This is a genomic window from Streptomyces sp. NPDC029138, from assembly GCF_055564375.1.
Window position 1 is genome coordinate 1 of sequence record NZ_JBVHWM010000030.1, and the last position, 23,692, is coordinate 23,692.

The following is a 23,692-nucleotide window of genomic DNA, read 5'->3' on the forward strand; positions in this document are numbered from 1 at the left end:
GTCTCCTCCCACACCCCCCCCGTCCCCTCGCCCCCTTCCTCCCCCCCCTCCCCCCCCCCCATCCCCCCCCCCCCCCCCCCCCCCACCCCCCCCCCCCCCCTCCCCACCCCCCCCCCCCCCCCCCCCCCCCCCCCCCCACCCCCCCCCCCCCCCCGGGCCGGGTGAACTACTCGCCGGGGTGGGCGAGTTCGATGTCGTGGCCGTCGACTCCGGCGCCGGAGACGGTCAGGGCCGTCGCCACCGGCGGGTAACCCGTCGCGATGACGGTGTACTCGCCGCTGTTCAGGTCGGTGAAGGCGTACGCCCCGTCCATGCCGGTGGTGGCGGTGCCGACCACGTTGCCGGCCTGGTCGACCAGGGTCACCCGGGCGTCGGCCAGCGGGCCGTGCGGGGCCCGGACGACACCCTGGAGTTGGGCGCCGGCGTCCAGGTCGACCTCGATCCGGGTGACGCCGGTGGCGCCGACCTCGACCGGCAGGGCGCGCGGCCGGAACCCGCTCGCGTTGACCGCGACGGTCACGGTGCCGGGCACCAGGTCGGTGAGGGCGAAGTCGCCCTGCTCGCCGGTGGCGGCGGTGGCCAGCAGGTCACCGCGCACATCGGTGACGATGACCATCGCGTCCTTGACCGGCAGCGCGCTCCCGGCGGCCCGGACCACACCGGTCAGCCCGCTGGTGCCGCTGAGCAGGATGTCGTACGCCAGCGGTTCCTCGCCCACCACGACGGTGGAGGCCTGCGGCTGGTAGCCGTCGGCGGAGGCGATGAGGACGTAGCTGCCGGTGCCGGGGGCGGCCAGGGTGTAGGAACCGTCGGCCCGGGCGACCGAGCGGCCCAGCTGGCGGCCGGACAGCGAGATCAGGGTGACCGCGGCCTGCGGGACCGGGGCGCTCTCGGCGCCGCGGACGAAGCCGTGCACCGGGGTGCCGCCGGAGCCGCCGGGCTCGGCGATCGTGGCGACGGCCGCCATCGGCCGGGTGGCGGTGGCCGTGCCGTCGGTCGCGGCCACGGTGGTCGCGGCGACCGCGGCCGGGACCGGCGCGGCGGCCGGGGCCTGGGCCTCGGCGACGGCCGGCGCGGCGGCCGGGTCGGTCACGGGGGCCTCGCCCTCGGAGGCCTGTGCGAGCGCGCCCTTGGTCTTCAACGGGACCTCCTTGATGAACAGCGTGATCAGGAAGGCGACGGCGGCGAGGCAGCCGGCGATGAGGAAGACGTCGGCGATGCCGTGGCCGTAGGCGCTCTCCAGCAGCGTCCGGATGGGCTTCGGGAGCGCGTTCATGTCCGGGATGCTGTCGGTCGAACCGGAGCCGCCGGCCAGGGCCTTCTGGTACTTCGGGCTCAGGTCGGCGACGCCGTCCTGGACGTAGTGGGTGATCCGGCGGGACATCACGGCACCCAGCGCGGAGACGCCCACCGCACCGCCGAGGGAGCGGAAGAAGGTGACCGTGGAGCTGGCCGAGCCGAGGTCCGAGGGGGCCACCTGGTTCTGCGTGGCGAGGACCAGGTTCTGCATCATCATGCCGATGCCGAGACCCAGCAGCGCCATGAAGACGGCCATCTTCCAGTAGTCGGTGTCGTACCGGATGCCGCCGAGCAGCAGCAGGCCGGCCGTGACCAGCACGCCACCGCTGACCAGCCACGCCTTCCAGCGGCCGGTGCGGGTGATGAACTGACCCGAGACGGTCGAGGAGACGAACAGACCGCCGATCATCGGGATGGTCAGGACACCCGACATGGTCGGGGACTTGTCGCGGGCCAGCTGGAAGTACTGGCTGAAGAAGACGGTGCCGGAGAACATCGCGACACCGACGAACAGCGAGGCGAGCGACGCCAGCGTGATCGTGCGGTTCCTGAACAGGCGCAGCGGGATGATCGGCTCGCTCGCCTTGGACTCGATGAGCACGAACAGCGCGCCGAGGACGATCGAACCGCCGACCATCGCGTAGGTCTGCCAGGACAGCCAGTCGTACTTGTCACCGGCGAAGGTGACCCAGACCAGCAGCAGGGAGACGGCGGCGGAGATGACGGTCGCGCCGCCCCAGTCGACCTTGACCTCCCGCTTGACCACGGGCAGGTGCAGGGTCTTCTGGAGCACGATCAGCGCGATGACGGCGAAGGGGACGCCGACGTAGAAGCACCAGCGCCAGCCCAGCCAGGAGGTGTCGGTGATCACACCGCCGAGCAGCGGGCCGCCGACGGTGGCCACGGCGAAGGTGGCACCCAGGTAGCCGGAGTACCGGCCGCGCTCACGCGGGGAGATCATCGCCGCCATGACGATCTGCGCCAGTGCGGACAGACCGCCGACGCCGATGCCCTGGAACACCCGGAAGGTGATGAGCATGCCGGGGTTCTGCGACAGGCCGGCCGCCATCGAGGCGACGACGTAGATGATCAGGGCTATCTGGACGAGAGCCTTCTTGCTGTACAGGTCGGCGAGCTTGCCCCACAGGGGAGTGGCCGCGGTCATCGACAGCAGGGCGGCGGTGACCACCCAGGTGTAGGCGGACTGGCCGCCGCCGAGGTCCCCGATGATGTGCGGCAGGGCGTTGGAGACGATCGTGGACGACAGGATCGCCACGAACATGCCGAGCAGCAGCCCGGACAGTGCCTCCATGATCTGCCGGTGCGTCATCGGGGCATCGCCGTGGGAGCCTCCCCCGTGCTTGGCGTGAGCCCGCACACCGGCTGGTGTGGTCGTTGCCATGGGCTTCCTTTTCTTACGTGCTTGCGGGTGTACGGGTGGTCTCTTCGTCTACGGGAGCGGGAAGCCGCAGCGGGGCGGACCGGCAGTCGCCGAAGGACGCGCGCAGACGCGTCATCAGCCGGATCAGCTCGCCGACGTCCTCGTCGGTCCAGTCCGCGAGCCGCTCGGCCAGCAGGTGCGTGGTCCGCCGGGACAGGTCGTCCAGCTGGTCCAGGCCCGCGGGCGTCAGGCGCAGGATGCGCGAGCGCTTGTCCGCGGGGTCGGGGTGCCGCTCGATCCAGCCGCGTGCGGCGACGTGCGCGACATGGCGGCTGGTGACCGACATGTCCACGGCGAGCAGCTCCGCGAGCTTGCTCATGCGCATGTCGCCGTGGCGACCGAGCAGGGTCAGCACGGCGGCCGAGCCGGCCGGGCAGTCGGGCGGCAGGATCCGCCCCATGTCCCGTTTCACGGCTCCGACGGCACTGAGCTGACGCGCCAGCTCTTCGAACTGCGCCTGCTCGGCCATCACACCTCCCGTATTCGTTGCTTAGGGCAACCATAGGACTGCTTGGTTGCTGAAGGCAAACAAACGAGGGGTCGGGCGGCGCAAAAAGTTGGCAAAGGCAAGTATTGCGAACGTAAATATGCAGGTGGCTGCGGGTGGCGTGCCCCTGTCTGTCCCGGTGGCCCCGCACTTGGGTCGGTCACCGGGATTCGCTAGGGTCTCGGGGCATGGCTAACACCCAGGGCCCCCAGGGCAATTACGACCCCGCAGGCAGCACCCAGATGTTCCGCGCGTTCGTCGACGAGGCTCCTCAGGGGGCCCAGCAGCAGGCCGCTCCCTCCGGCCCTCGGGTCGGTCTGATCATCGGCGTCATCGTGGCACTCGCGGTGGTGGCCGCCGTCGCCTGGCTGGCGGTGAGCTAGGGGCTCGGGTCAGTCCCACTCGACGGACACGTCCCGCGTCTCGACGCGCATACCGAGCGGTACACGCCAGGCATCGACGCAGACCGTCCAGGTGGGGCTCCTGCGCGCACCCGGCGCCACCGGCACCGGCAGCTCCACGGTCGACTCGACCGTCCCCCAGTCGATCCCGAGCGCGCCGATGATGTGCGTGCCGAACGTCACCGACCCCGAACGCACCGCCGTACCGCCCGAGTTGTGGAAGACGACGGTCACCTTCTGACACCACCGCTTGTCGGTGTCCTCGGTCGCCGGGTCGCTCCAGGAGAGGTCGGCGGGTGTGGCGGGGGTCGTCGTACGGCTCGGAGCGGGGGCCGGGCTCGGCGAGGCCGCCGGCGGAGTCGTACGACCGTCCGGGCCGCCGTGGGGTCGACGGGCGCCGGGGGTGCCCTTGCCGGAAGGCGTCGGCACCGGTGTGGCGGAGTGCGGATCGCCGGACGGGGTCGGTCCCTCCGTGGGCACGCCGGAGCCGGTTCCGCTCGGGGCGTCCCCGCGTCCACCGGGCCTCTTCTCCCCGTCGAGCGGCACGAGGATCACCGACCCGGACGGCGCTACGGCCGTCGGACCGACCTGACCCGCGCCGACCGCGGTGTAGCCGCCGCCCGGACCCCCGCCCGCGCACGCGGCGAGCACCCCGCCCAGACAGACGACGGCCGCCGACGCCGCCGTAACGGCGCCTCGGCGGCCACGCGTCCATGTCGTGGGAAGCATCCGCTCATGGTGGCTGACACCACGTCAGATGGGAACCCCGGTGCGGGACAGCGCCCCGAAGGGGTGCGGGTCCGCGTCCGATATGCGGCTACCGCCGGGTGGGAACGACCGGCCACGACGGTGCCGCGGCCGAACGACCACAGATCCCGGGCCGTTCCGTTCAGTCCGAGATCAGACCCTCCCGCAACTGAGCCAGCGTCCGGGTCAGCAGGCGGGAGACGTGCATCTGGGAGATGCCGACCTCCTCGCCGATCTGGGACTGGGTCATGTTGGCGAAGAAGCGCAGCATGATGATCCGGCGCTCCCGGGGCGGGAGCTTGGCCAGCAGCGGCTTGAGGGACTCGCGGTACTCCACGCCCTCCAGGGCCGTGTCCTCGTAGCCGAGCCGGTCGGCGAGCGAGCCCTCGCCGCCGTCGTCCTCCGGGGCCGGCGAGTCGAGGGAGGAGGCGGTGTAGGCGTTGCCGACCGCGAGGCCGTCGACCACGTCCTCCTCGGAGACACCGAGCACGGCGGCCAGCTCGGTCACCGTGGGGGAGCGGTCCAGCTTCTGGGACAGCTCGTCGCTGGCCTTGGTGAGGGCCAGGCGCAGCTCCTGGAGCCGGCGCGGGACGCGCACCGACCATGACGTGTCGCGGAAGAACCGCTTGATCTCGCCCACGACCGTCGGCATCGCGAACGTCGGGAACTCCACGCCCCGCTCGCAGTCGAACCGGTCGATCGCCTTGATCAGGCCGATGGTGCCGACCTGGACGATGTCCTCCATCGGTTCGTTGCGCGAGCGGAACCGCGCCGCCGCGTAGCGGACCAGCGGCAGGTTCAGCTCGATCAGGGTGTCCCGGACGTACGCCCGCTCGGGGCTGTCCTCGTCCAGCGCGGCCAGGCGCAGGAACAGCGAGCGGGACAGGGTGCGGGTGTCGATGTTGGCCGTGACCTGCGCGGCCGGGACAGCTTCAGCGGCCGGTTCGGCGGCCGGGGACGGCACGGCTTCGAGGGCCGTGACACCCTCGAAGCCGTCGAGGACGTCGAGAGCGTCGAGCTCCTTGGGCGCTGCCTCGCTCATCGTGGGCGTCAGCACCTTCGAGCTGCCCTGGTCTGCGGACATGCCACCCCCTTTGGGTCGCGGGACGGTCGCGGCGGCGCCTTCTCTTTCGAGCAACGCAGCCTTCACCTGAATACCGGAGCCGGAGCCACGGCAAACGCGCTTCCCGCAGAATGTCACATGTCGGCAACGCGCTGTACCGACATGTCGACATGTGAGATCCGAATCGGCCCTGGAAACAAGGGGTCTGACGGCATTTCGGGACGGAACTGTCGGCAACAGTCCTGGTGAGCGATTCGCTCGCGCCGGTTACAGCTCGATCGGGTTTGCGATGCAGTGGCGTTCGGGGCGTGCTTCCGTGCGCCCGCTATGCATCAGTCGCCACGGTCTCTGCTGCCGCTATGCGTCGATCCGATTTGCGGATCGCAGCCGCTGGAAGCTACGGGCGAGGAGGCGTGAGACATGCATCTGGGAGACGCCGAGTTCCGCGCTGATCTGTGACTGGGTGAGATTGCTGTAGTAGCGAAGGAGAAGGATTCGCTGTTCTCTCTCGGGGAGTTGGACAAGGAGATGGCGGACCAGGTCACGGTGTTCCACGCCGTCGAGGGCCGGGTCCTCGTAGCCGATCCGGTCGAGCAGTCCGGGCATTCCGTCGCCCTCCTGGGCGGCCTCCAGCGAGGTGGCATGGTACGACCGTCCCGCCTCGATGCAGCTGAGCACCTCCTCCTCGCTGATCCGGAGCCGCTCGGCGATCTCGGCGGTGGACGGCGAGCGGCCGTGGAGCGTGGTCAGGTCCTCGGTCGCGCTGTTGACCTGCACCCACAGCTCGTGCAGCCGGCGCGGGACGTGGACCGTGCGGACGTTGTCCCGGAAATACCGCTTGATCTCGCCGACCACGGTGGGCATCGCGAAGGTCGGGAACTGCACGCCCCGGTCGGGGTCGAAGCGGTCGATGGCGTTGATGAGTCCGATGGTGCCGACCTGGACGACGTCCTCCATCGGCTCGTTGCGGGAGCGGAAGCGGGCGGCGGCGTAGCGCACGAGCGGGAGGTTCGCCTCGATCAGCGCTCCGCGCACCCGGTTGTGCTCCGGCGTGCCGGGGGTGAGGTCCTTCAGCTCGGCGAACAGCACCTGGGTCAGGGCCCGGGTGTCCGCGCCGCGGCGCTTCTCGGGGGCCGGCGGGGTCGGAGTGGGCGCCTCTTCGTGGGGCGGCGCAGTACTGGCCGACACGGTCAACGCCACCTCTTCATCGGTCAATCATCCGTCAAAAGCGGTCATAGCATCACAAGACATGTGCACCGTGTGCAAGCACCCGATAACCCCGTGTTGTGGTTCAAACTCCCAGAAATTGGGTATGCATCGCACGAAAAACCCCTCGCCAAAACGGCGAGGGGTTCACGTGGGTGCGGGGCTCAGAATTCGTAGTCGGCGATCACCCAGGTGGCGAACTCGCGCCACAGCGCCACGCCCGCCTGGTGGGCCGGGTGCTCCAGATACCGCTTGAGGGCGTCGGCGTCCTCGACGGCCGAGTTGATCGCGAAGTCGTAGGCGATCGGCCGGTCGCTGATGTTCCAGGCGCACTCCCAGAAGCGCAGCTCCTCGATCCGGCCGCCGAGGGCCCGGAAGGCCTCCACGCCCGCCACGACCCGCGGATCGTCGCGCTCGACGCCCTCGTTCAGCTTGAAGAGGACCAGGTGGCGGATCATGGGGTGTACCTCAGCTCTTTCCTCCGTGGGCGACCCAGGTCATGAAGTCGCCGATGGCCTTGGCGGCGTCCGATATGCCCTCGAAGCCTATCTGGACGTAGTCGGCCGCCTTGGCCGGGTCCGTGATGATCACGTACAGCGCGAAGACCACGAGCACGTACACGGCGATCTTCTTGGCGTTCACCGCCACCGCGGCCTCCCCTGTACCAGTGCCCCGCTGGGCCCCCTGCTGCCGGCCGCGAGTGTAACGTCCAGGCCTTCGCGTACGACCAACAGCGCGCCGTCGCGGGGGCGTTGTGTCCGGAACGCGTGAAAGGCCCCGTCGGTCGACGGGGCCTTTCTGTGAGCGGTAGCGGAGGGATTTGAACCCTCGGTGACTTGCGCCACACTCGCTTTCGAGGCGAGCTCCTTCGGCCGCTCGGACACGCTACCGAGGGAGACCCTACAACACAGGGGGCCGTGGTTCGAAATCGATATCCGGTCAGCGATCGCGGAAGAACCCGGTGAGGAGCCGGGCGCACTCCGCCGCGAGCACGCCCTCGATGACCTCCGGCCGGTGATTGAGCCGGCGGTCGCGCACCACGTCCCACAGGGAGCCGGCCGCGCCCGCCTTCTCGTCCCGGGCGCCGTAGACCACTCGGTCCACCCGGGACTGGACGAGCGCGCCCGCGCACATCGTGCACGGCTCCAGCGTGACGACGAGCGTGCAGCCGGTCAGCCGCCACTCCCCGAGCCGGGCGGCCGCCCGCCGGATGGCGAGGACCTCCGCGTGGGCCGTGGGATCACCGGTGGCCTCGCGCTCGTTGTGCCCGGCACCGAGCACCGTCGTACCGTCCGGGGACAGCACGACGGCACCGACCGGGACGTCCCCGTTCCGGACGGCCAGCCCGGCCTCGTCCAGGGCGAGCCGCATCGCGGCCCGCCAGGGGTCCCGCACCGGGTCCGGCGTGCCCTGCGCTCGCTGTGGCGTGGTCAGCGGACGGTCTCCAGCACCTCCGAGGCGCCCAGGGCCTCGGCGATCGTGTTCAGCGCGTCGTCGGCGTCCAGGGCGCGCAGCTCCTTCTCGCTGATGCCCAGGTCGTCGAGGATCTCGCTGTCGCCCACCGGGCTGTGCGGCACCGCGTCGGCGGCGGCACCCGGTTCCTCGTCGTCCTCGGACTCGCCGTCCTCGGTGCCGTCGAGGTCCAGGGAGTCCAGGTCCGGGACGTCGTCCGCGCCGGGCTCCCGGCCGAGCAGTTCGTCGGTGAGCAGCAGCTCCCCGTACGCGCTGCGCTGGGCGGCGGCGGCGTCCGAGACGTAGATGCGAGGGTCGTCCTCGCCGTCCACGCGGACGACACCGAACCAGGCGTCCTCCTGCTCGATCAGGACGAGCACCGTGTCCTCGTCGGGAGAGGCTTCCCGGGCCAGGTCGGCCAGATCCGACAGGGTCTCCACATCGTCGAGCTCTGTGTCGCTCGCTTCCCACCCGTCTTCGGTGCGCGCGAGCAGTGCGGCGAAGTACACCGTGACTCTCCCACTGGTCATAGGCGTGCCGGTTGGGGGTCCCCCCGGCGGAGGTACTTGGGCGGAGAGAGCTGGGCTCCGAGCCCCACCCACTCGGAATCGTGGCAGAAACAAGGCCTCCAGGGGACGTCTTCGGCTCCCTGTGTCTGGCTGTTTCGATCGTGGATCCGTGATCGGCTCACCAGCGCGCTCATTGCCGCCACCTGCGGATCGTACGCGGCTTTTCCCGGCGCTCACGCATGCCCGCCGCCGCGACACCGGCGCGAGCGCGGATCTTCCGTACCGGGAACGGGCCCCGGAGCTACCAGCGGAACGTCCGCATGCGCATCGCGTGGCGCAGCCGGGCGGCCTTGGCGCGCCGGGGCTGGACCCGGGCGCGCAGCGCACGGGCCTCGGCGAGATCGCGCAGGAACTGCGCGCGGCGGCGCCGGCGTTCGGTCTCGCTCTCGGGCTTGTCGGAATCGGTCCGCGCGGACCGCGCAGCGGGGCCGGCCGTGTCACCGGTGGGCCCGGAGGCGTCCGCGGGCAGGTCAGGCAGGTCAGACACGTCACACCACCCCAGTCCGTCCCTCCCACTTTCCCCCGGATGGCCGGTTTGACGCCAGCGCGAGGGCGGCCCGGGGCGCAGGTACCGTTAGGGGCATGCGTCTCCATGTCGTCGACCACCCTCTGGTCGCCCACAAGCTCACCACGCTGCGCGACCAGCGCACCGACTCCGCGACCTTCCGGCGGCTCGCCGACGAACTGGTCACCCTGCTCGCCTACGAGGCCACGCGGGACGTGCGCACCGAGGCCGTCGACATCCAGACGCCGGTCGCGCGGACCACGGGCGTCAAGCTCGCCCGGCCCCGCCCGCTGGTGGTGCCGATCCTGCGGGCCGGCCTCGGCATGCTGGACGGCATGGTCCGGCTGCTGCCGACCGCCGAGGTGGGCTTCCTGGGCATGATCCGCAACGAGGAGACGTTGCAGGCGTCGACGTACGCCTCGCGCATGCCGGAGGACCTCTCGGGCCGCCAGGTGTACGTCCTCGACCCGATGCTGGCCACGGGCGGCACGCTGGTCGCGGCGATCCAGGAGCTGATCAAGCGCGGCGCCGACGACGTCACGGCGGTGGTCCTGCTGGCCGCCCCCGAGGGCGTCGAGGTCATGGAGCGGGAGCTGGCGGGGACGCCGGTCACCGTGGTCACGGCGGCTGTCGACGACCACCTCAACGAGCTGGGGTACATCGTGCCGGGGCTGGGGGACGCGGGGGACCGGCTCTACGGAGCCGCCGAGTAGTTTTCCGTGCCCGAGGGGGCTGCCGCCTGGGCGCCGTTCGCGGGTACGGGTTCGTCGTGGCCGGTCGCGCAGTTCCCCGCGGCGCCTTTCGGGGCGCTGCTCAGCAGCCCTTCTTCGGGGAAGCCGTCGGCTTCGGTTCGGTCAGGGTCGTCAGGGCCTGTGCCGCGGCCGCCGGCTTCGTCAGGCCCTTGAAGGCGTCGCCGATGACGAGGTCGAGATCGGCCCCCTTGCGGCCGTCGGCGCGCGGCTGCGCGCCGCCGAGCTGGGTGCCGAGGACGCGGAGTGAGGTGTCCTGCGCGGCGGCGGAGCCGAGGAGCAGCCCCGTGCCCTTCACCCTCTTGTCGTACTGCTTCGACGCGTTGCCCACGTCGCCGATCCTGAAGCCGCGCTTCTTCAGCTCGTCGGCGGTGCTCTTGGCGAGCCCGGTGCGCGCGGTGGCGTTGTAGACGTTCACGGTGATCTGGCCGGGCTTGGGCAGGGCGTGCAGCTGGGCCGCCTGGGCCGCCTGGGCCTTGGTCCGGCAGCCCTTCGTGGCACCGCTCGCCGTGTACTTGTCGCCGCCGCCGGTGAAGACGTCGATGAGCTGCGTCGTGCCCCAGCCGATCAGGCCGAGCGCGGCGACGGACGCCACCGCGACGGCCACGAGCCTGCCGCGCCGCCGGGGCGGGCGCATCCGAGGGTATTTGTCCCCTGTGATGCGGTACTGGCCGCCCATGCCGGGGGGAGTCAGCATGCTCATGAGTGCAGCGTAGTGCGCCCGAGCGGCGATGCCTATCAGATGATCAGTCGATGCCGCTCAGCGGAACCCGAAAGGGCCAACGGCCTTGCCGGGCCGGGTCAGTCGAGTTCGAGCACGCGCGCGTGCAGCACCTGGCGCTGCTGGAGGGCGGCGCGGACCGCGCGGTGCAGGCCGTCCTCCAGGTAGAGGTCGCCCTGCCACTTCACGACGTGCGCGAAGAGGTCGCCGTAGAACGTCGAGTCCTCCGCCAGCAGGGTCTCCAGGTCGAGCTGCTGCTTGGTGGTCACGAGCTGATCGAGGCGGACCGGGCGCGGCGCGACGTCCGCCCACTGCCGGGTGCTCTCCCGGCCGTGGTCGGGGTACGGCCGGCCGTTTCCGATGCGCTTGAAGATCACACGGAAAGCCTACCGGTCAAGACGTTCCGGGCGCAGCCATGGTGGCGGAGTGCGACGCTTGAAAAGATGGATCAAATCGGGCGTACGGGCTATTACGGGAACAGGGGCCCCAGATGAGTGACAGCGAGACCGTGCCGCCCGCCGGCCCGGAGGCGGTCCCCGCCCTGCCGGCCGAGGCCCGGAAGATCGCCTCGGGTTACGCCTTCACCGGCCCCGCGCTCGATCTCGGCGCCCTCCTGTGGGACGGGGCGTGTCACGCCGACGCGCCGGTCCGCATCCCGCTGCCCATGCTCAACCGGCACGGGCTGGTCGCGGGCGCCACCGGCACCGGCAAGACCAAGACCCTCCAGCTGATCGCCGAGCAGCTGTCGGCGCAGGGCGTGCCCGTGTTCCTCGCGGACATCAAGGGCGACCTGTCCGGCGTCGCGCGGCCGGGGCAGGCGAACGACCGGGTACGGAAGCGGTCCGCGGAGGTCGGCCAGGAGTGGGCCCCGGCCGGCTTCCCGGCGGAGTTCTTCGCGCTCGGCGGCCTCGGCCACGGCATCCCCGTACGGGCCACCGTCACCAGCTTCGGCCCGGTGCTGCTGGCCAAGGTGCTCCAGCTGAACCGGACTCAGGAGCAGTCCCTCGGGCTGGTCTTCCACTACGCCGACACCAAGGGCCTGGAGCTGATCGACCTCAAGGACCTGCGCGCGGTCGTCGCCTTCCTCACCTCCGACGAGGGCAAGGCCGAACTCAAGGACATCGGCGGCCTGTCCAGCGCCACGGCCGGGGTCGTCCTGCGCTCCCTGACGGCCTTCGAGGCACAGGGCATGACGGACTTCTTCGGCGAGCCGGAGTTCCGAACGGCGGACTTCCTGCGCACGGCGGAGGACGGGCGGGGCATCGTCTCCGTCCTGGAACTCCCGGCGGTGCGGGACGAGCCGCTGCTCTTCTCGACGCTCCTGATGTGGCTGCTCGCCGACCTCTTCCACGACCTGCCCGAGATCGGCGACGCCGACAAGCCGAAGCTGGTGTTCTTCTTCGACGAGGCGCACCTGCTGTTCGACGACGCCTCCAAGGCGTTCCTGGAGTCGATCACCCAGACCGTCCGCCTGATCCGCTCCAAGGGCGTCGGCGTCTTCTTCGTCACCCAGACCCCGAAGGACGTGCCCGGCGACGTCCTCGGCCAGCTCGGCAACCGCGTCCAGCACGCCCTGCGCGCCTTCACCCCCGACGACCAGAAGGCCCTGAGGACGACCGTGCAGACCTTCCCGAGATCGGCGTACGACCTGGAGGAACTGCTCACCGGGCTGGGCACCGGCGAGGCCGTGGTGACCGTGCTCGGCGAGACCGGCGCCCCGACCCCGGTCGCCGCCACCCGGCTGCGTGCCCCGGTGTCCCTGATGGGGCCGGTGGACCCCGCCGAACTGGACCGGGCGGTCCGGGACTCCGCGCTCCACGACCGTTATGCACAGGCTGTGGACCGCGAGTCGGCGTACGAGAGGCTGAGCGCAGCCCGGCCTGCGGAACAGGCGCCGAAGCCCGCCGCTCCGCGGGGCTCGAAGGAGGAGCCGTCGCTGGTCGAACAGGTCATGAGCAGCGGGATGTTCAAGTCGCTGGCCCGCTCGGTCGGCACCCGGCTCGGCCGCGAGATCACCCGCTCCCTCTTCGGCACCGCCCGGCGGAGGCGGTAGCCCGCCCCCGCCGGTGCCGGGTCAACGGTTCCGTTCCTCGGGCGACCGCTGGGGTTCCGATGTCCGCTGGTCCGGCCGGGGGGCCGAACCGCGCCGGGCCTCCGCGCGCAGCAGGGCGCGCAGGACGGCGTAGGGATCCTTGGGCATGGCTGTGCTGCTCCTCGCGTCGTGCCGACTGACCTTGCGGGGGACGCGGGTCTGTCAGCAGCGCAGGACCACCGTGCGCAGCAACGGCGCGGTGTACGGCGCCCGGTGCGCGGCGGGGCCCGGACGGGCCGCCGGGCGCGCGGGCGCCGGGGCGGGGAGGGGCGCGAGGCGCTCGGGCGTGTCGGCCCGGTGGACCACACGGGCGGGCGGCCGTAGCGGCGTGTCGAGGACGTCGTGCTCGGCGGTCTCGGCCGCCACGGCGAGATCAGGCGCCGCCTGGGCCGGCACATGCGCGCCGGGCACCCACAGGGCGAGGAGCAGCACGAGGACGCGTAGCCAGGTACGGCCCCGAGGCGTGCTCCTGCTCCTGCTCACGGCAACGTTCTCCCCACGGCGCGCGGAAAGCACAGCACGCCGGGAACGAGATCCGCCCGCTCGGCGTACGAACGGCACGCACGGTTGACGGCGGTCGCGGTGGCGGTCTCGGTGGTGGTAGCGGCAGGGGTTCTGGCGGGGGTCGCGGCGGGGGTCGCTTTGGAGGTCGCAAGCGGGGTGGTCGCGGGAGTCGCGGTGTCGGTCATGGCGGGCCCTGGCGGCGGGCCCGGCGGAGGCCGAAGCGGGGTCCTCGCAGGGGTCGCGGCAGAGGGCGCAATCTGGGTTCCCGCGGGGGTCTCGGCGGTAGTCGCACCCCGGGGCCTGGTGGCGGTCGCACCCGGGGTCTTGGTGGTGGTCGCGGCAGGGGCCCTGTTGGTGGTCACGGCAGGGGTCACAGTGTCTGTGGTACGTGGCGGGTGCGACCGCGGATGCCGAACGCGGTGACGATCTCCACGATGCCCACCGCGACCAGCCAGATCCCGCCGACGAGGGTCAGCACGGCGACCGACTCGAACGGTGAGTCGATGAGCACGATCCCGGCGACGAAGGTCAGGATGCCGAGGAAGATCTGCCAGCCCCGCGCGGGCATCCGGGAGTCGTGCACGGCGGCCAGGGTCTGGGTGATGCCGCGGAACACCCAGCCGATGCCGATCCACAGGGCGAGCAGCAGGATCGACTGCATGGGCCCGCGGAAGCAGAACAGGCCGAGCAGGATCGACAGCGCGCCGCTGATGAAGGCCAGCACGCGCAGCGAGGTCGCCCGGTGCGTGCCGAACGCGGACACCAGCTGCAAGATGCCGCTGTAGACCAGGTAGAGGCCGAACAGCACACCGGCGGCCAGCAGGGAGGCGCCCGGCCAGACCAGCACCAGGACCCCGAGCACCAGGGAGCCGATCCCGGTGAGCAGGACGACCTGCCAGGCGGCCCGGGACAGGGCGTGCAAGGGGCCCTCGAACGGCGGCTCCGGCTCATGGTGAGCGCCGGGCGCGGCCGCCGCGGGGTGGCTGCCCGGCGGCGCCCCCGCGTGGACATGTCGGTCGTCGTACGCGCGGTCCCGCTCCGGACCGCTGCCAGGTATTTCGCTCATGCCCCATGCTGGGATCGGCCGGGCGGCGGGGGCCAGCGGGGTGGGCCGAGTGGGTGGTCGAGGGTGAGGCGACCGTCCCGGCAGCGGCGGGGCGGCGTGCGGCGGGACTTACTTCTTCACCGACTTGGCCGCCTTCGCCGCCGCCTTCATCTCCTGCTTGTGGGCGCGGACCTTGGCCAGCGACTCCGGGCCGGTGATGTCGGCGACGGACCGGAAGGACTTCGGTTCGCCGTACGCTCCGGCGGCCTCCCGCCAGCCCTCGGGCGCGACCCCGAGCCGCTTGCCGAGCAGGGCCAGGAAGATCTGTGCCTTCTGCTTGCCGAACCCCGGCAGGTCCTCCAGCCGCCGCAGCAGCTCGGCTCCGCTGTCGACGCCTCGCCAGACCGCCTCCGCATCCCCGTCGTAGTGCTCGACGAGGTACTGGCACAGCTGCTGGATCCGCTTCGCCATCGAGCCCGGGTAGCGGTGCACCGCGGGCTTCTCGGAGAGCAGCGCGGCGAAGGCCTCCGGGTCCATCGCCGCGATCTCGTGCGCCTCCAGGTCGTCCGTGCCGAGCCGGTCGGCGATGGTGCGGGGCCCCTTGAACGCCCACTCCATGGGGATCTGCTGGTCCAGCAGCATCCCGGTCAGCGCGGCGAGCGCGGAGCGCCCGAGCAGCGCGTCGGCCGCGGGGTCCTGGGCGAGGTGCAGGGTGACGTCCATGGGTCGATGATCCCGCGCGCGGGATCGCTCCGCCCGCTGGGTGGCCACTCGTCCCCGGTCGTCCCCGGCTGTCCGTTGCCGCTCAGCCGGGGGCGGGGTGGCTCCGGCGGTGGGGGCGCTCCCCCTCGGCTCGCCCCTGCTGCTCACTCCGCGCGCCAGTACCCCAGTGCGTGCACCCGGTGCTTCGGCACGCCGAGGTCCTTGCGGACGTGGGCCGCGAGCGTGCGGGTGGTCGCTGCGTCGCAGGCGATCCAGACGTACGGGTGCGGGGTGCCGGCGAGGACGGCGGGCAGCTCGGCGCGGACCCGTTCCACCAGGAGGGCGCCCGCGTCCCGGCGTGGCACCGCCCGCACCTCGTGCCGGCCGGGCTCGGCCCGGCAGGGCAGCCCCGCAGGGTCCCCCTCGAACCAGACGGTCGCCGGGGCCGGACCCAGCGCGCCGAGCAGGGAGTTGATCGCGGGCAGCGAGGCCGGGTCGCCTATGGCGACGACGTGGGAGGGCGCCGGGTCGGGGTCCCGGAAGCCGGTGCCCTGGACGGTGGCCTCGACGGTGTCGCCGGGCCGTGCGGCCCGTGCCCAGTCGGAGGCCGTGCCCTCGTGCAGGGCGAACTCCAGCCCGAAGGTGCCGGCGGCCGGGTCGGGGTCGACCAGGGTGTAGGCGCGCTGGTGCGGGCTGCCGTCGGCGGAGAACCACAGCCGGACCCACATGGTGGGGTGGACGCCGGTCGCGGCGAGCAGGCCGCCGTCGCTCAGCCGGAGCCGCCGGTAGTCGGGGGTGACGTCCTCCGCGTCGAGAACGGTCAACAGGAAGTCCTTGGCGCGCAGCAGTTTGAGGACCGCGCCTTCCCAACCCCGCCCCTGCCCCATGACCCCTCCATCGTTCGCGTACGCTTCCGCCACAGAAAACTTAGGCAAGGCTAACCTAAAGTACAGAGCACAGGGAGATCCCCGGGTGACCACCGAGACCTACCGCGACGCCTGGGGCATCCCGCACCTGCGCGCGTCCAGCGCCCGTGAACTCGCCCGTGCGCAGGGCCGGGTCACCGCCCACGATCGGGCCTGGCAGCTGGAGGTCGAGCGCCACCGCGCCCAGGGCACCTCCGCCTCCTTCCTCGGCGCCGAGGCGCTCTCCTGGGACGTCTTCGCCCGCCGGGCCCGGCTCGACGACACCGCCCGCCGCTGCTTCGCCGCGCTGGAACGGCGGGACCCGGAGACGGCCGACTGGGTGCGGGCGTACGTCGACGGCGTCAACGAGGGGCTGCCCGCCGGCGCCGGCCGCGCCCCCGAGTTCGCCCGTGCCGGCCTGACCCCGGGCCGCTGGCAGCCGTGGACTCCCCTCGGTGTCTGGCTCGGCACGCACATCCTCTTCGCGGGCTTCCCGGCCAAGCTCTGGCGGGAACAGGCGATACGGCACCTCGGTCCCGACGCCGTCGGCCTGTTCGCCACCGACGGGCCCGGTACGGCGGGCAGCAACGGCTGGCTGGTCACCGGCGACCGCACCGAGACGGGGCACGCGCTCATCGCGGGCGACCCGCACCGGTTCATCGAAGACCCCGGCGTCTACCAGCAGATCCACCTCTCCTGCCCCGAGTTCGACGTCGTCGGCCTGGCCGTGCCCGGCGTCCCCGGCATCGCCCACTTCGGCCACACCGGCACGGTCGCCTGGGCCATCACCAACGCCATGGCCGACTACCAGGACCTCTACCGCGAACGGCTCCGCCGCACCGGCGCGGGCATCGAGGCCCTGAACCCGGACGGCACCTGGCACCGAGCCACCCGCCACACGGAAACCATCCACGTCGCCGGCGAACAGCCCATCGACATAGAGCTCATAGAAACGCCCCGGGGCCCGGTGATCGCCGGAGGGCCGGAGGGGCTTGAGGCGATCGGTGGGGTGGGTCCGGCGGGGTTGGGGGGTTCGGTGGGTTCAGTGAGTACGGCGGGTCCGGTAGGTCCCAGGGGGTCGGCGGGCCCGGCGGGTTCGCTGGCTTCGGTGGGTCTGGCGGGGTCGACGGGTCCAGCGGGGGCAGCGGGGGCAGCGGGGTCCGTGGCTCCGGTGAGGTCGGCGGGTTCGGTGGCTTCGGGGGGCCAGGAGGGCGCGGGGGGCTCGGCGCCGGTGGCTGCGGGGGGTTGGGAGGGTTCGGCGGGCGTCGGGCTGGTGACTGCGGCGGGTTCGGCGGGCGTCGGGTCGGTGGCTGCGCGGGCTCCGGGCGAGTCGGCTGACGCGGGGTCGGTGGCTGCGCGGGGCTCGGAGGGTTCGGCGGGCGTCGGGTCGGTGGCTGCGCGAGCTCCGGGCGAGTCGGCTGACGCGGGGTCGGTGGCTGCGCGGGGTCCGGAGGATTCGGTGGCCGGAGTGCCGGTGCAGGCGGGGGGTTCGACGGTCGTAGGGCCGGTTCCTGCGCGGCTTTCGGAGGGTTCGGCGGACGCGGGGTCGGTTGCTGCGCGGGGCTCGGAGGGTTCGGTGGCCGAAGTGCCTGTGCAGGCGCGGGGTCTTCGGGGTCCGGGGAAGTCGGCTGACGCGGGGCTCGGGGCTTACGGGCTTCGCGGCGGCATGTCCGGGCAGTGGTCGGGGTGGCCGGCGGGGCAGGGAAGTGCGTACGGACGCGAGGTCGCCGGCGGTGGGGACGTACCGCTGGGGCCACCCGCACCCGGCGACGAAAGCCGCACGGGGGGTGCGGGTGGGAACGAAGACCTGGCCGACGGCGCAGCCGAGGCGCTCGCCCTGCGCTACCCACCCCGCGTGACAGAAGACCTCGGCTTCAGCGCCCTCCTCCCCCTCCTCCGCTCCCGCACAGTCGCCGACATCGACACCGCCCTGGACGCCTGGACCGAGCCGGTCAACGTCGTACAGGCCGCCGACACCGCCGGAGGCACCCTGCACCGCGTCGCCGGCCACGTCCCCCTGCGCGCCGAGGCCAACCGCCTCCACCCGGTCCCCGCCTGGGAACCCGGCCACGAATGGCAGGGCGCGCACGAGACGCCGTACGCCCACCCGCCCACCGAGAACGGCATCGCGGTGATGGCCAACGCCCGCGGCCTCGCCACCTCCCTCGGCGTCGAGTTCGCCCCACCCCACCGCGCCGCCCGCATCCGCGCCCTGCTCGACGCGCGTCCCACCTGGACCGCCGACGGCATGCCGGCGATCCACACCGACACCCACCTCGGCTCCGCCGCGCCCCTCCTGGACCACCTCGCCGCCCTCTCCGGCCTCACCGCCCTCAGCCCGGCCGCGGCGGCCCTCCGGGACCGTCTGCTCGCCTGGGACCGCCGGATGGCGGCGGACAGTGCGGACGCGGCGGCGTACGCGGCGCTGCGGAGCGCGGTCGTACGCCACCTCGCCGCCCACCCGGTCTTCGCCCCGCTCAGGAAGCCCCCGGCCTACCCGGACGTCCTGCTCCCCTGGCTGGCCCTCGTCCCGCGCGTCGGCCACGCCCTCGAACACCTCCTGCGCGCCGAGGACCTGTATGGCATCGACCGCGCGGCAGCCGTCCGTACCGCCCTGGAGGAAGTCGCCGCCGCACCCCCCACCGGCCCCTGGTCCGCCACCCACCGCCTGGCCCCCTGGACGGCGCTCCCACCGGACCCCGACTCCCGCACGGACGCACCCGGTCTCGCCGGCGACCACGACTGCGTGCTGTGCACCTCCGCCGTCCCCGGCCTCACCGACCGCGCCGCCCGTGGCCCGGCCGCCCGCTATGTCTGGGACCTGGCCGACCGGGCCAACAGCCGCTGGGTGGTCCCGTTCGGAGCCGACGGCGTACCCGGCTCCGCCCACCACCGCGACCAACTCCCCCTGTGGCTCACGGGAGAACTGGCCCCGGTGGTCACCGACTGGTCCCTGCTCACCCCCGAGCGCCCCGACCCCGTCACCCGCGAAAACCCCGAACCCGCCCAACCCACCGAACTCACCGAACTCACCGAACCCACCGAGGAATCCGATGACTGACCTGCACGTCCAGCACATCGACGGCTACGGAACCGTCCGCATCCGGCCCCTCGACCCGGAGGGCGACGCGGAGCTGATCCACGCCTGGGTCAGCGACGAACGCGCCGAATTCTGGGGCATGAACGGCCTCACCCGGGCCCAGGTCGCCAAGATCTACGCCCACATGGACACGCTCGACACCCACCACGCCCACCTGGTCACCGTGGACGGCGAACCGGCCGCGCTCTTCCAGACGTACGAGCCGTCCGCCGACCGGGTCGGCGAGTGCTACGACGTCCGCCCCGGCGACCTCGGCGTCCACCTCCTCCTCGCCCCCGCCGGCCCCGGCGGCCCGCGCCCCGGCTGGACGTCCGCCCTGCTGACGGCGATCACGACGTACGTGCTGGTGGTCCTGGGCCGCCACCGGATCGTGATCGACCCGGACGTACGCAACGCCAAGGCCATCGCCCGCTTCGAACGCCAGGGTTTCGAGCGAGGCCCCGCCGTCGTCCTCCCCGAGGTCGACCTGCCCGACGTGTACCTGCCGGAGAAGCACGCGCAACTCGCCTTCCTGGACCGGGCGGTAGCCTTCCCCAGGTGACGACGCCCGACGAGCTGATCGCGCACTACGGTCTCGAACCGATCCCCCGCGAGGGCGGCCTGTTCCGGCGTACCTGGGCCGGGCCCGCCCGTCCCGACGGCCGTCCCGAGGGCTCCGCCATCGTCGCGCTGCTCACCGCCGACGACTTCTCCGCCCTGCACCGCCTACCGTTCGCCGAGGTCTGGCACTTCTACCTCGGCGACCCGCTCCAGCTCCTGCTCCTCGCCCCCGACGGCACCACCCGCACCCCTGTCCTCGGCCCCGGCCTGCGCTCCGGTCAGCATCTCCAGCTGACCGTGCCGGCCCGCACCTGGATGGGCGCGCGGGTGGCCACGGGCGGGTCCTGGACGTTCTTCGGCTGCACGATGGCCCCGGGATTCACCTACCCGGACTACGAACACGGCGACGCGGCCGACCTCACGGCGCGTTACCCGGCCGAGGCCGCCCTGATCACGGAACTGTGCCGCCCATGACGCCGCCCATGACGCCGCCCGTGCCTCTGCTCGACGGACAAACCGCCCTGGTGACCGGCGCGGGCGGCGGCATCGGCCGCGCCATCGCCCTGCGCTTCGCGGATCAGGGCGCGGCGGTGGCCCTCCACTGCCGTACGGCGCTCGCCCCGGCCACCGAAGTGGCCGACCGTATCCGGGAATCGGGCGGCAAGGCGGTCGTACTCCAGGCGGACCTGACGGACGAGGCCGCCTGCCACCGCCTGGTCGAGGAGACGACGGCCTGGTCGGCCGGCCGCCTCACCGCGCTCGTCAACAACGCGGCCGTCCAACCCGTCCAGCCCCTCCCGGAGCTGACCGCGGGGGACTGGCGCACGGTCGTCGACACCAACCTCACCAGCGTCTTCGCCTGCACCCAGGCAGCCGCCGCCCACATGCGCGCCCATGGCGGCGGCACCATCACCCACATCGCCTCCATCGAGGCCGGCCACCCCGCGCCCGGCCACGCCCACTACAGCGCGGCCAAGGCGGCGGTGGTCACGCACGCCCGCGCGGCGGCGCTGGAGTACGGCCCCGACGGCGTCCGCGTCAACACGGTCTCGCCCGGCCTGATCGCCCGGCCCGGCCTGGCGGAGGCGTGGCCGGACGGCGTACGGCGCTGGCTCGCCGCCGCCCCCACCGGCCGCCTGGGCCGCCCCGAGGACGTGGCCGACGCCTGTGTCTTCCTCGCCTCCCCGCTCGCGTCCTGGATCACCGGCCACGACCTGGTGGTGGACGGCGGAGTGACGACCCGTCCGACCTGGTGAGCAGGCGGCGCGTTCCCCCCGTACCTATGGGGAGGCACGGGTGCACGGTGGGAACGGAGGCTGACGGTGCTGCGCGACGCGGACAACGACGGAGCCCACGGCGGAGACCGTGAGGGAGCCCAGGGCGGCTACCGGCGACCGCGCGGACGACGCGGCCCGTCGCGGCGCCGGACAGGCACGTTCCTGCTCGTACTCCTCCTGCCCGCCCTTCTCCTCCTCGGTACGGCGACGCCCGCCTCGGCGCACGCCGTCCTGCGCGCGACGGACCCCGCCGACGGAACCGTCCTGCGCACCGCCCCCCGCCACGTCACCCTCACCTTCACCGAGTCGGTCGGCCTGCTGACCGACTCCTTCCGGGTCTACGACCCCGAGAACCACCGCGTCCGCACCGGCCCCGCCGGCCACGCCGCCGACCGCTCCGACACCGCGCGCGTCACCCTCCCCGCCCGGCTCGCCACCGGGACGTACACGGTCGCCTGGCGGGTGGTGTCGGCCGACAGCCACCCGGTGTCCGGCGCCCTCACCTTCTCGGTCGGCAAGCGCACGGCGGCACTGGCCGCCCTGCCCCGGGAGCGCACGGAGAACGGGGCCACCACGGCCCTGCACACCATCGCGCGCTACCTCGCCTACCTCTCCCTGGCGCTGCTCCTGGGCACAGCCGCGTTCGTGGCGTACTGCCGCCCGCCGACGACGGCCCACCTGCGCACCCCCGCCCTGGCCGCCACGGCCACGCTCCTGGCCTCCACCCTCGCCCTGTACCTCCTGCGAGCGCCCTACGAGGAGGCCACCTCCCCGACGTCCGCCTTCTCCCTGTCCGCCCTCACGCACACGGCGACGACCCGCCCCGGCCGGCTCCTGCTGCTCCGCCTGGCGCTGCTGCTCCTGGCCGCGGTCGCCGTGACCCTCCTCAGAACCCGCCGCGTCAGGCTCCCGCGCCGGGCCACCCTCGCGGCGGCCGTGGCCTTCGCCGTCGCCCTGTCCCTGACCTGGTCGGCGTCCGACCACGCCTCGGCGGGCATCCAGGTCCCGGTGGCCATCGTGTCGTCCACCCTGCATCTGCTGGCCATGGCGGCCTGGCTGGGCGGCCTGGCCGCCCTCCTGTGGACGCTCCGGCGCGCCCCGGAACCGGCCGCCGCCCTGCCGGCCTCGGTCCCGGCCCGCTTCTCCCGCCTGGCGTTCGCCTCGGTGACGGTCCTGGTCGTGACCGGCGTCTACCAGTCCTGGCGGGGACTGGGCTCCTGGCAGGCGCTCACGGACACGACGTACGGCCGCACGCTCCTGGCCAAGCTGGCGGCGGTCACCGCCCTCCTCCTCGCGGCGGCCTGCTCCCGCACCTGGACGGCCCGCCTGGTCCGCCCCACGGCCGCCGCCACCCGCGCCCGCGTCCCCGAACCGGCCATGGGCCCTCCGCTCCCCGAACTCTCCCCGGAACCACCCCCGGCCCCACCCCTCCACCTCCTGCGCCGCTCGGTCCTGCTTGAGGCGGTGGCCGCCGCGCTGGTCCTGGCGCTGACGACGCTTCTGACCAGCACGGTGCCCGGCCGCGCGGCGACGGAGACCGCCCAGTCCACGCCCTCCGCGGCGACGGGCATCCCGGCGGCCTCGGTCACGACGATCCCCTTCGACACCGGCGCCCCGGGCGGTCACGGCACGGTGCAGATCACCCTGGACCCCGGCCGCGTCGGCACCAACTCCCTCCAGGCGGTGATCTACGGCCCCGACGGCGGCCTCTCCACGGTCCCCGAACTCCGCGTCACCCTCACGCTCCCGTCCCAGCGCCTGGGCCCCCTGGACACCAGGCTCACCGACCGCGGCGGCTACTGGGCCACCCCCTCCTTCACCCTCCCGCTCCCCGGCACCTGGACGATGAAGGCGACGGTCCGCGTATCGGACCTGGACCAGGTGACGGTGTCGGCACCCGTGCGGGTGACGCGGTAGGGGCGGGGACCGGCGGGGTCAGACGGCGTGCAGGAAGAGCTGCGGCGACCAGGCCGTGCAACTGCCGGGCCCCGCCTCGTCGATCGAACCGGCGCACGCCCTGACCTTGAAGTTCCAGTCGCCGCGCGCGGGCGCGTCGACCGTCGCGACCCGGTACTCGCCCATGCGCAGCTGCCAGCTGTACCAGCCGAGCTGTGACGGATACGTGTACCGGACCTCGTAGTAGGCGTAGCGGGGGCTGGAATAGCCGCCGTAGTACAGCTTCAGCGTGTTGGCGCAGGCGTCGAAGCGGGCGCCCGCGTACGGGGAGCTCGCGTACTTGAACCGGTGGGGCGTCCCGCCGATGTCGGTGCCGCCGCCGGGCGGATACGCGTCCTGGGACGCGCACTGGGTCGCCGGAGCGGAGGCCGGGACCCGCGCCTGCGCGGCGGCCGCCGTACCGCCCACGGACAAAACGGGGCCCAGCAGCACTGTGGCGGCGGCCACAGCGGTGAACGAACGCCTCAACGCCCTCACCTCCAGCGAAAGAAGCTCAGTCACCACAGTGCACTTTCGTCCCACAGGTCGCATCCGGTGACCCGAACGGCATCGGACGGACCCGGATACGCCAGAGGGCCGGACCACCCGACGTGGTCCGGCCCTCTGGGCTGGCGGAGGATACGAGATTCGAACTCGTGAGGGGTTGCCCCCAACACGCTTTCCAAGCGTGCGCCCTAGGCCTCTAGGCGAATCCTCCGCCGGAAACATTACATGACCGAGGGGAGTGCTCGCGAACTCGTTCCCGCAGGCCGTCCCCGGGTGGGGTCCGCGTCCCGATCGAGTACAGACCGCCGCCCGCCATCGGGTACTGTGGGGCACAGCCCCTCACGCGGCGCTATCTGACTGAACTCCCCCAGGGCCGGAAGGCAGCAAGGGTAGGTCGGCTCTGGCGGGTGCGTGGGGGGCGCTTGCGTTCTCCGTGGGGTGGGTG

The 23,692-nt window shown here is 72.7% G+C and carries 26 protein-coding genes, 2 tRNA genes and 1 other RNA gene; 9 read left to right on the plus strand and 20 right to left on the minus strand.

Annotated features, from left to right (window positions below):
- Positions 1-166 precede the first annotated feature (166 nt).
- Together ACZ4WH_RS22910 and ACZ4WH_RS22915 are read right to left on the minus strand one after the other, a co-directional pair.
- A complete protein-coding gene (locus ACZ4WH_RS22910) occupies positions 167-2,629 on the minus strand; it encodes an MFS transporter (protein ID WP_468183205.1) in 2,463 nt (820 codons plus the stop codon).
- Between the two features lie 85 nt (positions 2,630-2,714).
- Entirely contained in the window at positions 2,715-3,209 is a 495-nt protein-coding gene (locus tag ACZ4WH_RS22915; protein WP_468183207.1) for a MarR family winged helix-turn-helix transcriptional regulator, read from the minus strand.
- A 206-nt stretch (positions 3,210-3,415) separates the two neighbouring features.
- Between ACZ4WH_RS22915 and ACZ4WH_RS22920 the strand changes: the two genes are divergently transcribed.
- Positions 3,416-3,610, plus strand: a complete 195-nt coding sequence (locus tag ACZ4WH_RS22920; protein WP_468183209.1) for a hypothetical protein — start codon at positions 3,416-3,418, stop codon at positions 3,608-3,610.
- A gap of 9 nt (positions 3,611-3,619) precedes the next feature.
- Here ACZ4WH_RS22920 and ACZ4WH_RS22925 read toward each other — a convergent pair whose 3' ends face one another.
- The 9 genes from ACZ4WH_RS22925 to ACZ4WH_RS22965 all read right to left on the minus strand — a co-directional run bounded on the left by ACZ4WH_RS22925 (position 3,620) and on the right by ACZ4WH_RS22965 (position 9,152).
- Positions 3,620-4,357, minus strand: coding sequence for a hypothetical protein (locus tag ACZ4WH_RS22925; RefSeq protein WP_468183211.1), 738 nt, complete (start codon positions 4,355-4,357; stop codon positions 3,620-3,622).
- Between the two features lie 160 nt (positions 4,358-4,517).
- Positions 4,518-5,459, minus strand: coding sequence for an RNA polymerase sigma factor SigF (locus ACZ4WH_RS22930; RefSeq protein ID WP_468183213.1), 942 nt, complete (start codon positions 5,457-5,459; stop codon positions 4,518-4,520).
- A gap of 336 nt (positions 5,460-5,795) precedes the next feature.
- A complete protein-coding gene (locus tag ACZ4WH_RS22935; protein ID WP_468183358.1) occupies positions 5,796-6,632 on the minus strand; it encodes an RNA polymerase sigma factor SigF in 837 nt (278 codons plus the stop codon).
- Positions 6,633-6,808: 176 nt separating this feature from the next.
- Positions 6,809-7,102 (minus strand): Dabb family protein, encoded by a 294-nt coding sequence (locus ACZ4WH_RS22940; RefSeq protein ID WP_468183215.1) that lies wholly within the window; start codon positions 7,100-7,102, stop codon positions 6,809-6,811.
- A gap of 10 nt (positions 7,103-7,112) precedes the next feature.
- Entirely contained in the window at positions 7,113-7,292 is a 180-nt protein-coding gene (locus ACZ4WH_RS22945; RefSeq protein ID WP_103817756.1) for a hypothetical protein, read from the minus strand.
- Between the two features lie 157 nt (positions 7,293-7,449).
- A tRNA-Ser gene (locus ACZ4WH_RS22950) sits at positions 7,450-7,534 on the minus strand.
- A gap of 49 nt (positions 7,535-7,583) precedes the next feature.
- Positions 7,584-8,015, minus strand: coding sequence for a tRNA adenosine(34) deaminase TadA (gene tadA, locus ACZ4WH_RS22955; RefSeq protein WP_468183360.1), 432 nt, complete (start codon positions 8,013-8,015; stop codon positions 7,584-7,586).
- A gap of 59 nt (positions 8,016-8,074) precedes the next feature.
- Positions 8,075-8,605: a tRNA adenosine deaminase-associated protein gene (locus ACZ4WH_RS22960; RefSeq protein WP_468183362.1), complete on the minus strand. Its 531-nt coding sequence runs from the start codon at positions 8,603-8,605 to the stop codon at positions 8,075-8,077.
- A gap of 301 nt (positions 8,606-8,906) precedes the next feature.
- Positions 8,907-9,152: a hypothetical protein gene (locus ACZ4WH_RS22965; protein WP_468183217.1), complete on the minus strand. Its 246-nt coding sequence runs from the start codon at positions 9,150-9,152 to the stop codon at positions 8,907-8,909.
- Between the two features lie 95 nt (positions 9,153-9,247).
- Here ACZ4WH_RS22965 and upp point away from each other — a divergent pair, with 95 nt between their 5' ends.
- Entirely contained in the window at positions 9,248-9,883 is a 636-nt protein-coding gene (gene upp, locus ACZ4WH_RS22970) for a uracil phosphoribosyltransferase (RefSeq protein WP_103817752.1), read from the plus strand.
- Between the two features lie 100 nt (positions 9,884-9,983).
- Here upp and ACZ4WH_RS22975 read toward each other — a convergent pair whose 3' ends face one another.
- The gene (locus tag ACZ4WH_RS22975; protein ID WP_468183219.1) at positions 9,984-10,622 is read right to left on the minus strand and encodes a LytR C-terminal domain-containing protein; all 639 of its coding nucleotides are present in this window, start codon (positions 10,620-10,622) and stop codon (positions 9,984-9,986) included.
- Between the two features lie 98 nt (positions 10,623-10,720).
- Entirely contained in the window at positions 10,721-11,017 is a 297-nt protein-coding gene (locus tag ACZ4WH_RS22980) for a type II toxin-antitoxin system VapB family antitoxin (protein WP_004943146.1), read from the minus strand.
- A gap of 113 nt (positions 11,018-11,130) precedes the next feature.
- Between ACZ4WH_RS22980 and ACZ4WH_RS22985 the strand changes: the two genes are divergently transcribed.
- Positions 11,131-12,693: a helicase HerA-like domain-containing protein gene (locus ACZ4WH_RS22985; RefSeq protein WP_468183221.1), complete on the plus strand. Its 1,563-nt coding sequence runs from the start codon at positions 11,131-11,133 to the stop codon at positions 12,691-12,693.
- A 21-nt stretch (positions 12,694-12,714) separates the two neighbouring features.
- Here ACZ4WH_RS22985 and ACZ4WH_RS22990 read toward each other — a convergent pair whose 3' ends face one another.
- From ACZ4WH_RS22990 to ACZ4WH_RS23010, 5 genes are all read right to left on the minus strand, one after another.
- On the minus strand, positions 12,715-12,840 hold the full coding sequence (locus ACZ4WH_RS22990; protein WP_468183223.1) for a hypothetical protein: 126 nt from the start codon (positions 12,838-12,840) through the stop codon (positions 12,715-12,717).
- A gap of 54 nt (positions 12,841-12,894) precedes the next feature.
- Positions 12,895-13,215 (minus strand): hypothetical protein, encoded by a 321-nt coding sequence (locus ACZ4WH_RS22995; RefSeq protein ID WP_468183225.1) that lies wholly within the window; start codon positions 13,213-13,215, stop codon positions 12,895-12,897.
- A 391-nt stretch (positions 13,216-13,606) separates the two neighbouring features.
- Positions 13,607-14,302, minus strand: a complete 696-nt coding sequence (locus ACZ4WH_RS23000; protein WP_468183227.1) for an HdeD family acid-resistance protein — start codon at positions 14,300-14,302, stop codon at positions 13,607-13,609.
- A gap of 108 nt (positions 14,303-14,410) precedes the next feature.
- On the minus strand, positions 14,411-15,004 hold the full coding sequence (locus ACZ4WH_RS23005; protein WP_468183229.1) for an HhH-GPD-type base excision DNA repair protein: 594 nt from the start codon (positions 15,002-15,004) through the stop codon (positions 14,411-14,413).
- A 143-nt stretch (positions 15,005-15,147) separates the two neighbouring features.
- Positions 15,148-15,870: a siderophore-interacting protein gene (locus tag ACZ4WH_RS23010; protein WP_468183231.1), complete on the minus strand. Its 723-nt coding sequence runs from the start codon at positions 15,868-15,870 to the stop codon at positions 15,148-15,150.
- 85 nt (positions 15,871-15,955) lie between these two features.
- Here ACZ4WH_RS23010 and ACZ4WH_RS23015 point away from each other — a divergent pair, with 85 nt between their 5' ends.
- The 5 genes from ACZ4WH_RS23015 (at position 15,956) to ACZ4WH_RS23035 (ending at position 22,722) form a co-directional block, all read left to right on the plus strand.
- Entirely contained in the window at positions 15,956-18,949 is a 2,994-nt protein-coding gene (locus tag ACZ4WH_RS23015) for a penicillin acylase family protein (RefSeq protein ID WP_468183233.1), read from the plus strand.
- Entirely contained in the window at positions 18,942-19,529 is a 588-nt protein-coding gene (locus ACZ4WH_RS23020) for a GNAT family N-acetyltransferase (protein ID WP_468183235.1), read from the plus strand. Before ACZ4WH_RS23015 ends, ACZ4WH_RS23020 begins: the two co-directional genes overlap by 8 nt.
- Positions 19,526-20,002 (plus strand): cupin domain-containing protein, encoded by a 477-nt coding sequence (locus tag ACZ4WH_RS23025; RefSeq protein ID WP_468183237.1) that lies wholly within the window; start codon positions 19,526-19,528, stop codon positions 20,000-20,002. The genes ACZ4WH_RS23020 and ACZ4WH_RS23025 overlap by 4 nt, the downstream gene beginning before the upstream one ends.
- Positions 19,999-20,784: an SDR family NAD(P)-dependent oxidoreductase gene (locus ACZ4WH_RS23030; RefSeq protein WP_468183239.1), complete on the plus strand. Its 786-nt coding sequence runs from the start codon at positions 19,999-20,001 to the stop codon at positions 20,782-20,784. Before ACZ4WH_RS23025 ends, ACZ4WH_RS23030 begins: the two co-directional genes overlap by 4 nt.
- A 66-nt stretch (positions 20,785-20,850) precedes the next feature.
- Positions 20,851-22,722 carry a copper resistance CopC/CopD family protein gene (locus ACZ4WH_RS23035; RefSeq protein WP_468183241.1) on the plus strand — a complete coding sequence of 624 codons (1,872 nt, stop codon included), beginning with the start codon at positions 20,851-20,853 and terminating at the stop codon, positions 22,720-22,722.
- An 18-nt stretch (positions 22,723-22,740) separates the two neighbouring features.
- Here the strand turns inward: ACZ4WH_RS23035 and ACZ4WH_RS23040 are convergent, their stop codons facing one another.
- On the minus strand, positions 22,741-23,262 hold the full coding sequence (locus ACZ4WH_RS23040) for a hypothetical protein (RefSeq protein WP_468183243.1): 522 nt from the start codon (positions 23,260-23,262) through the stop codon (positions 22,741-22,743).
- Positions 23,263-23,370: 108 nt separating this feature from the next.
- Positions 23,371-23,458, minus strand: a tRNA-Ser gene (locus ACZ4WH_RS23045).
- Positions 23,459-23,577: 119 nt separating this feature from the next.
- Here ACZ4WH_RS23045 and ffs point away from each other — a divergent pair.
- Positions 23,578-23,676: signal recognition particle sRNA small type (gene ffs / locus ACZ4WH_RS23050), an RNA gene on the plus strand.
- Positions 23,677-23,692: the final 16 nt, after the last annotated feature.

Bases quoted from the DNA above. Each gene is read 5' to 3' on its own strand.
- ACZ4WH_RS22910 (WP_468183205.1), bottom strand. From the start codon at position 2,629: ATGACGCACCGGCAGATCATGGAGGCACTGTCCGGGCTGCTGCTCGGC.
- ACZ4WH_RS22915 (WP_468183207.1), bottom strand. From the start codon at position 3,209: ATGGCCGAGCAGGCGCAGTTCGAAGAGCTGGCGCGTCAGCTCAGTGCC.
- ACZ4WH_RS22920 (WP_468183209.1), top strand. From the start codon at position 3,416: ATGGCTAACACCCAGGGCCCCCAGGGCAATTACGACCCCGCAGGCAGC.
- ACZ4WH_RS22925 (WP_468183211.1), bottom strand. From the start codon at position 4,357: ATGCTTCCCACGACATGGACGCGTGGCCGCCGAGGCGCCGTTACGGCG.
- ACZ4WH_RS22930 (WP_468183213.1), bottom strand. From the start codon at position 5,459: ATGTCCGCAGACCAGGGCAGCTCGAAGGTGCTGACGCCCACGATGAGC.
- ACZ4WH_RS22940 (WP_468183215.1), bottom strand. From the start codon at position 7,102: ATGATCCGCCACCTGGTCCTCTTCAAGCTGAACGAGGGCGTCGAGCGC.
- tadA (WP_468183360.1), bottom strand. From the start codon at position 8,015: ATGCGGCTCGCCCTGGACGAGGCCGGGCTGGCCGTCCGGAACGGGGAC.
- upp (WP_103817752.1), top strand. From the start codon at position 9,248: ATGCGTCTCCATGTCGTCGACCACCCTCTGGTCGCCCACAAGCTCACC.
- ACZ4WH_RS22975 (WP_468183219.1), bottom strand. From the start codon at position 10,622: ATGAGCATGCTGACTCCCCCCGGCATGGGCGGCCAGTACCGCATCACA.
- ACZ4WH_RS22985 (WP_468183221.1), top strand. From the start codon at position 11,131: ATGAGTGACAGCGAGACCGTGCCGCCCGCCGGCCCGGAGGCGGTCCCC.
- ACZ4WH_RS22990 (WP_468183223.1), bottom strand. From the start codon at position 12,840: ATGCCCAAGGATCCCTACGCCGTCCTGCGCGCCCTGCTGCGCGCGGAG.
- ACZ4WH_RS23000 (WP_468183227.1), bottom strand. From the start codon at position 14,302: ATGAGCGAAATACCTGGCAGCGGTCCGGAGCGGGACCGCGCGTACGAC.
- ACZ4WH_RS23005 (WP_468183229.1), bottom strand. From the start codon at position 15,004: ATGGACGTCACCCTGCACCTCGCCCAGGACCCCGCGGCCGACGCGCTG.
- ACZ4WH_RS23010 (WP_468183231.1), bottom strand. From the start codon at position 15,870: ATGGGGCAGGGGCGGGGTTGGGAAGGCGCGGTCCTCAAACTGCTGCGC.
- ACZ4WH_RS23020 (WP_468183235.1), top strand. From the start codon at position 18,942: ATGACTGACCTGCACGTCCAGCACATCGACGGCTACGGAACCGTCCGC.
- ACZ4WH_RS23030 (WP_468183239.1), top strand. From the start codon at position 19,999: ATGACGCCGCCCATGACGCCGCCCGTGCCTCTGCTCGACGGACAAACC.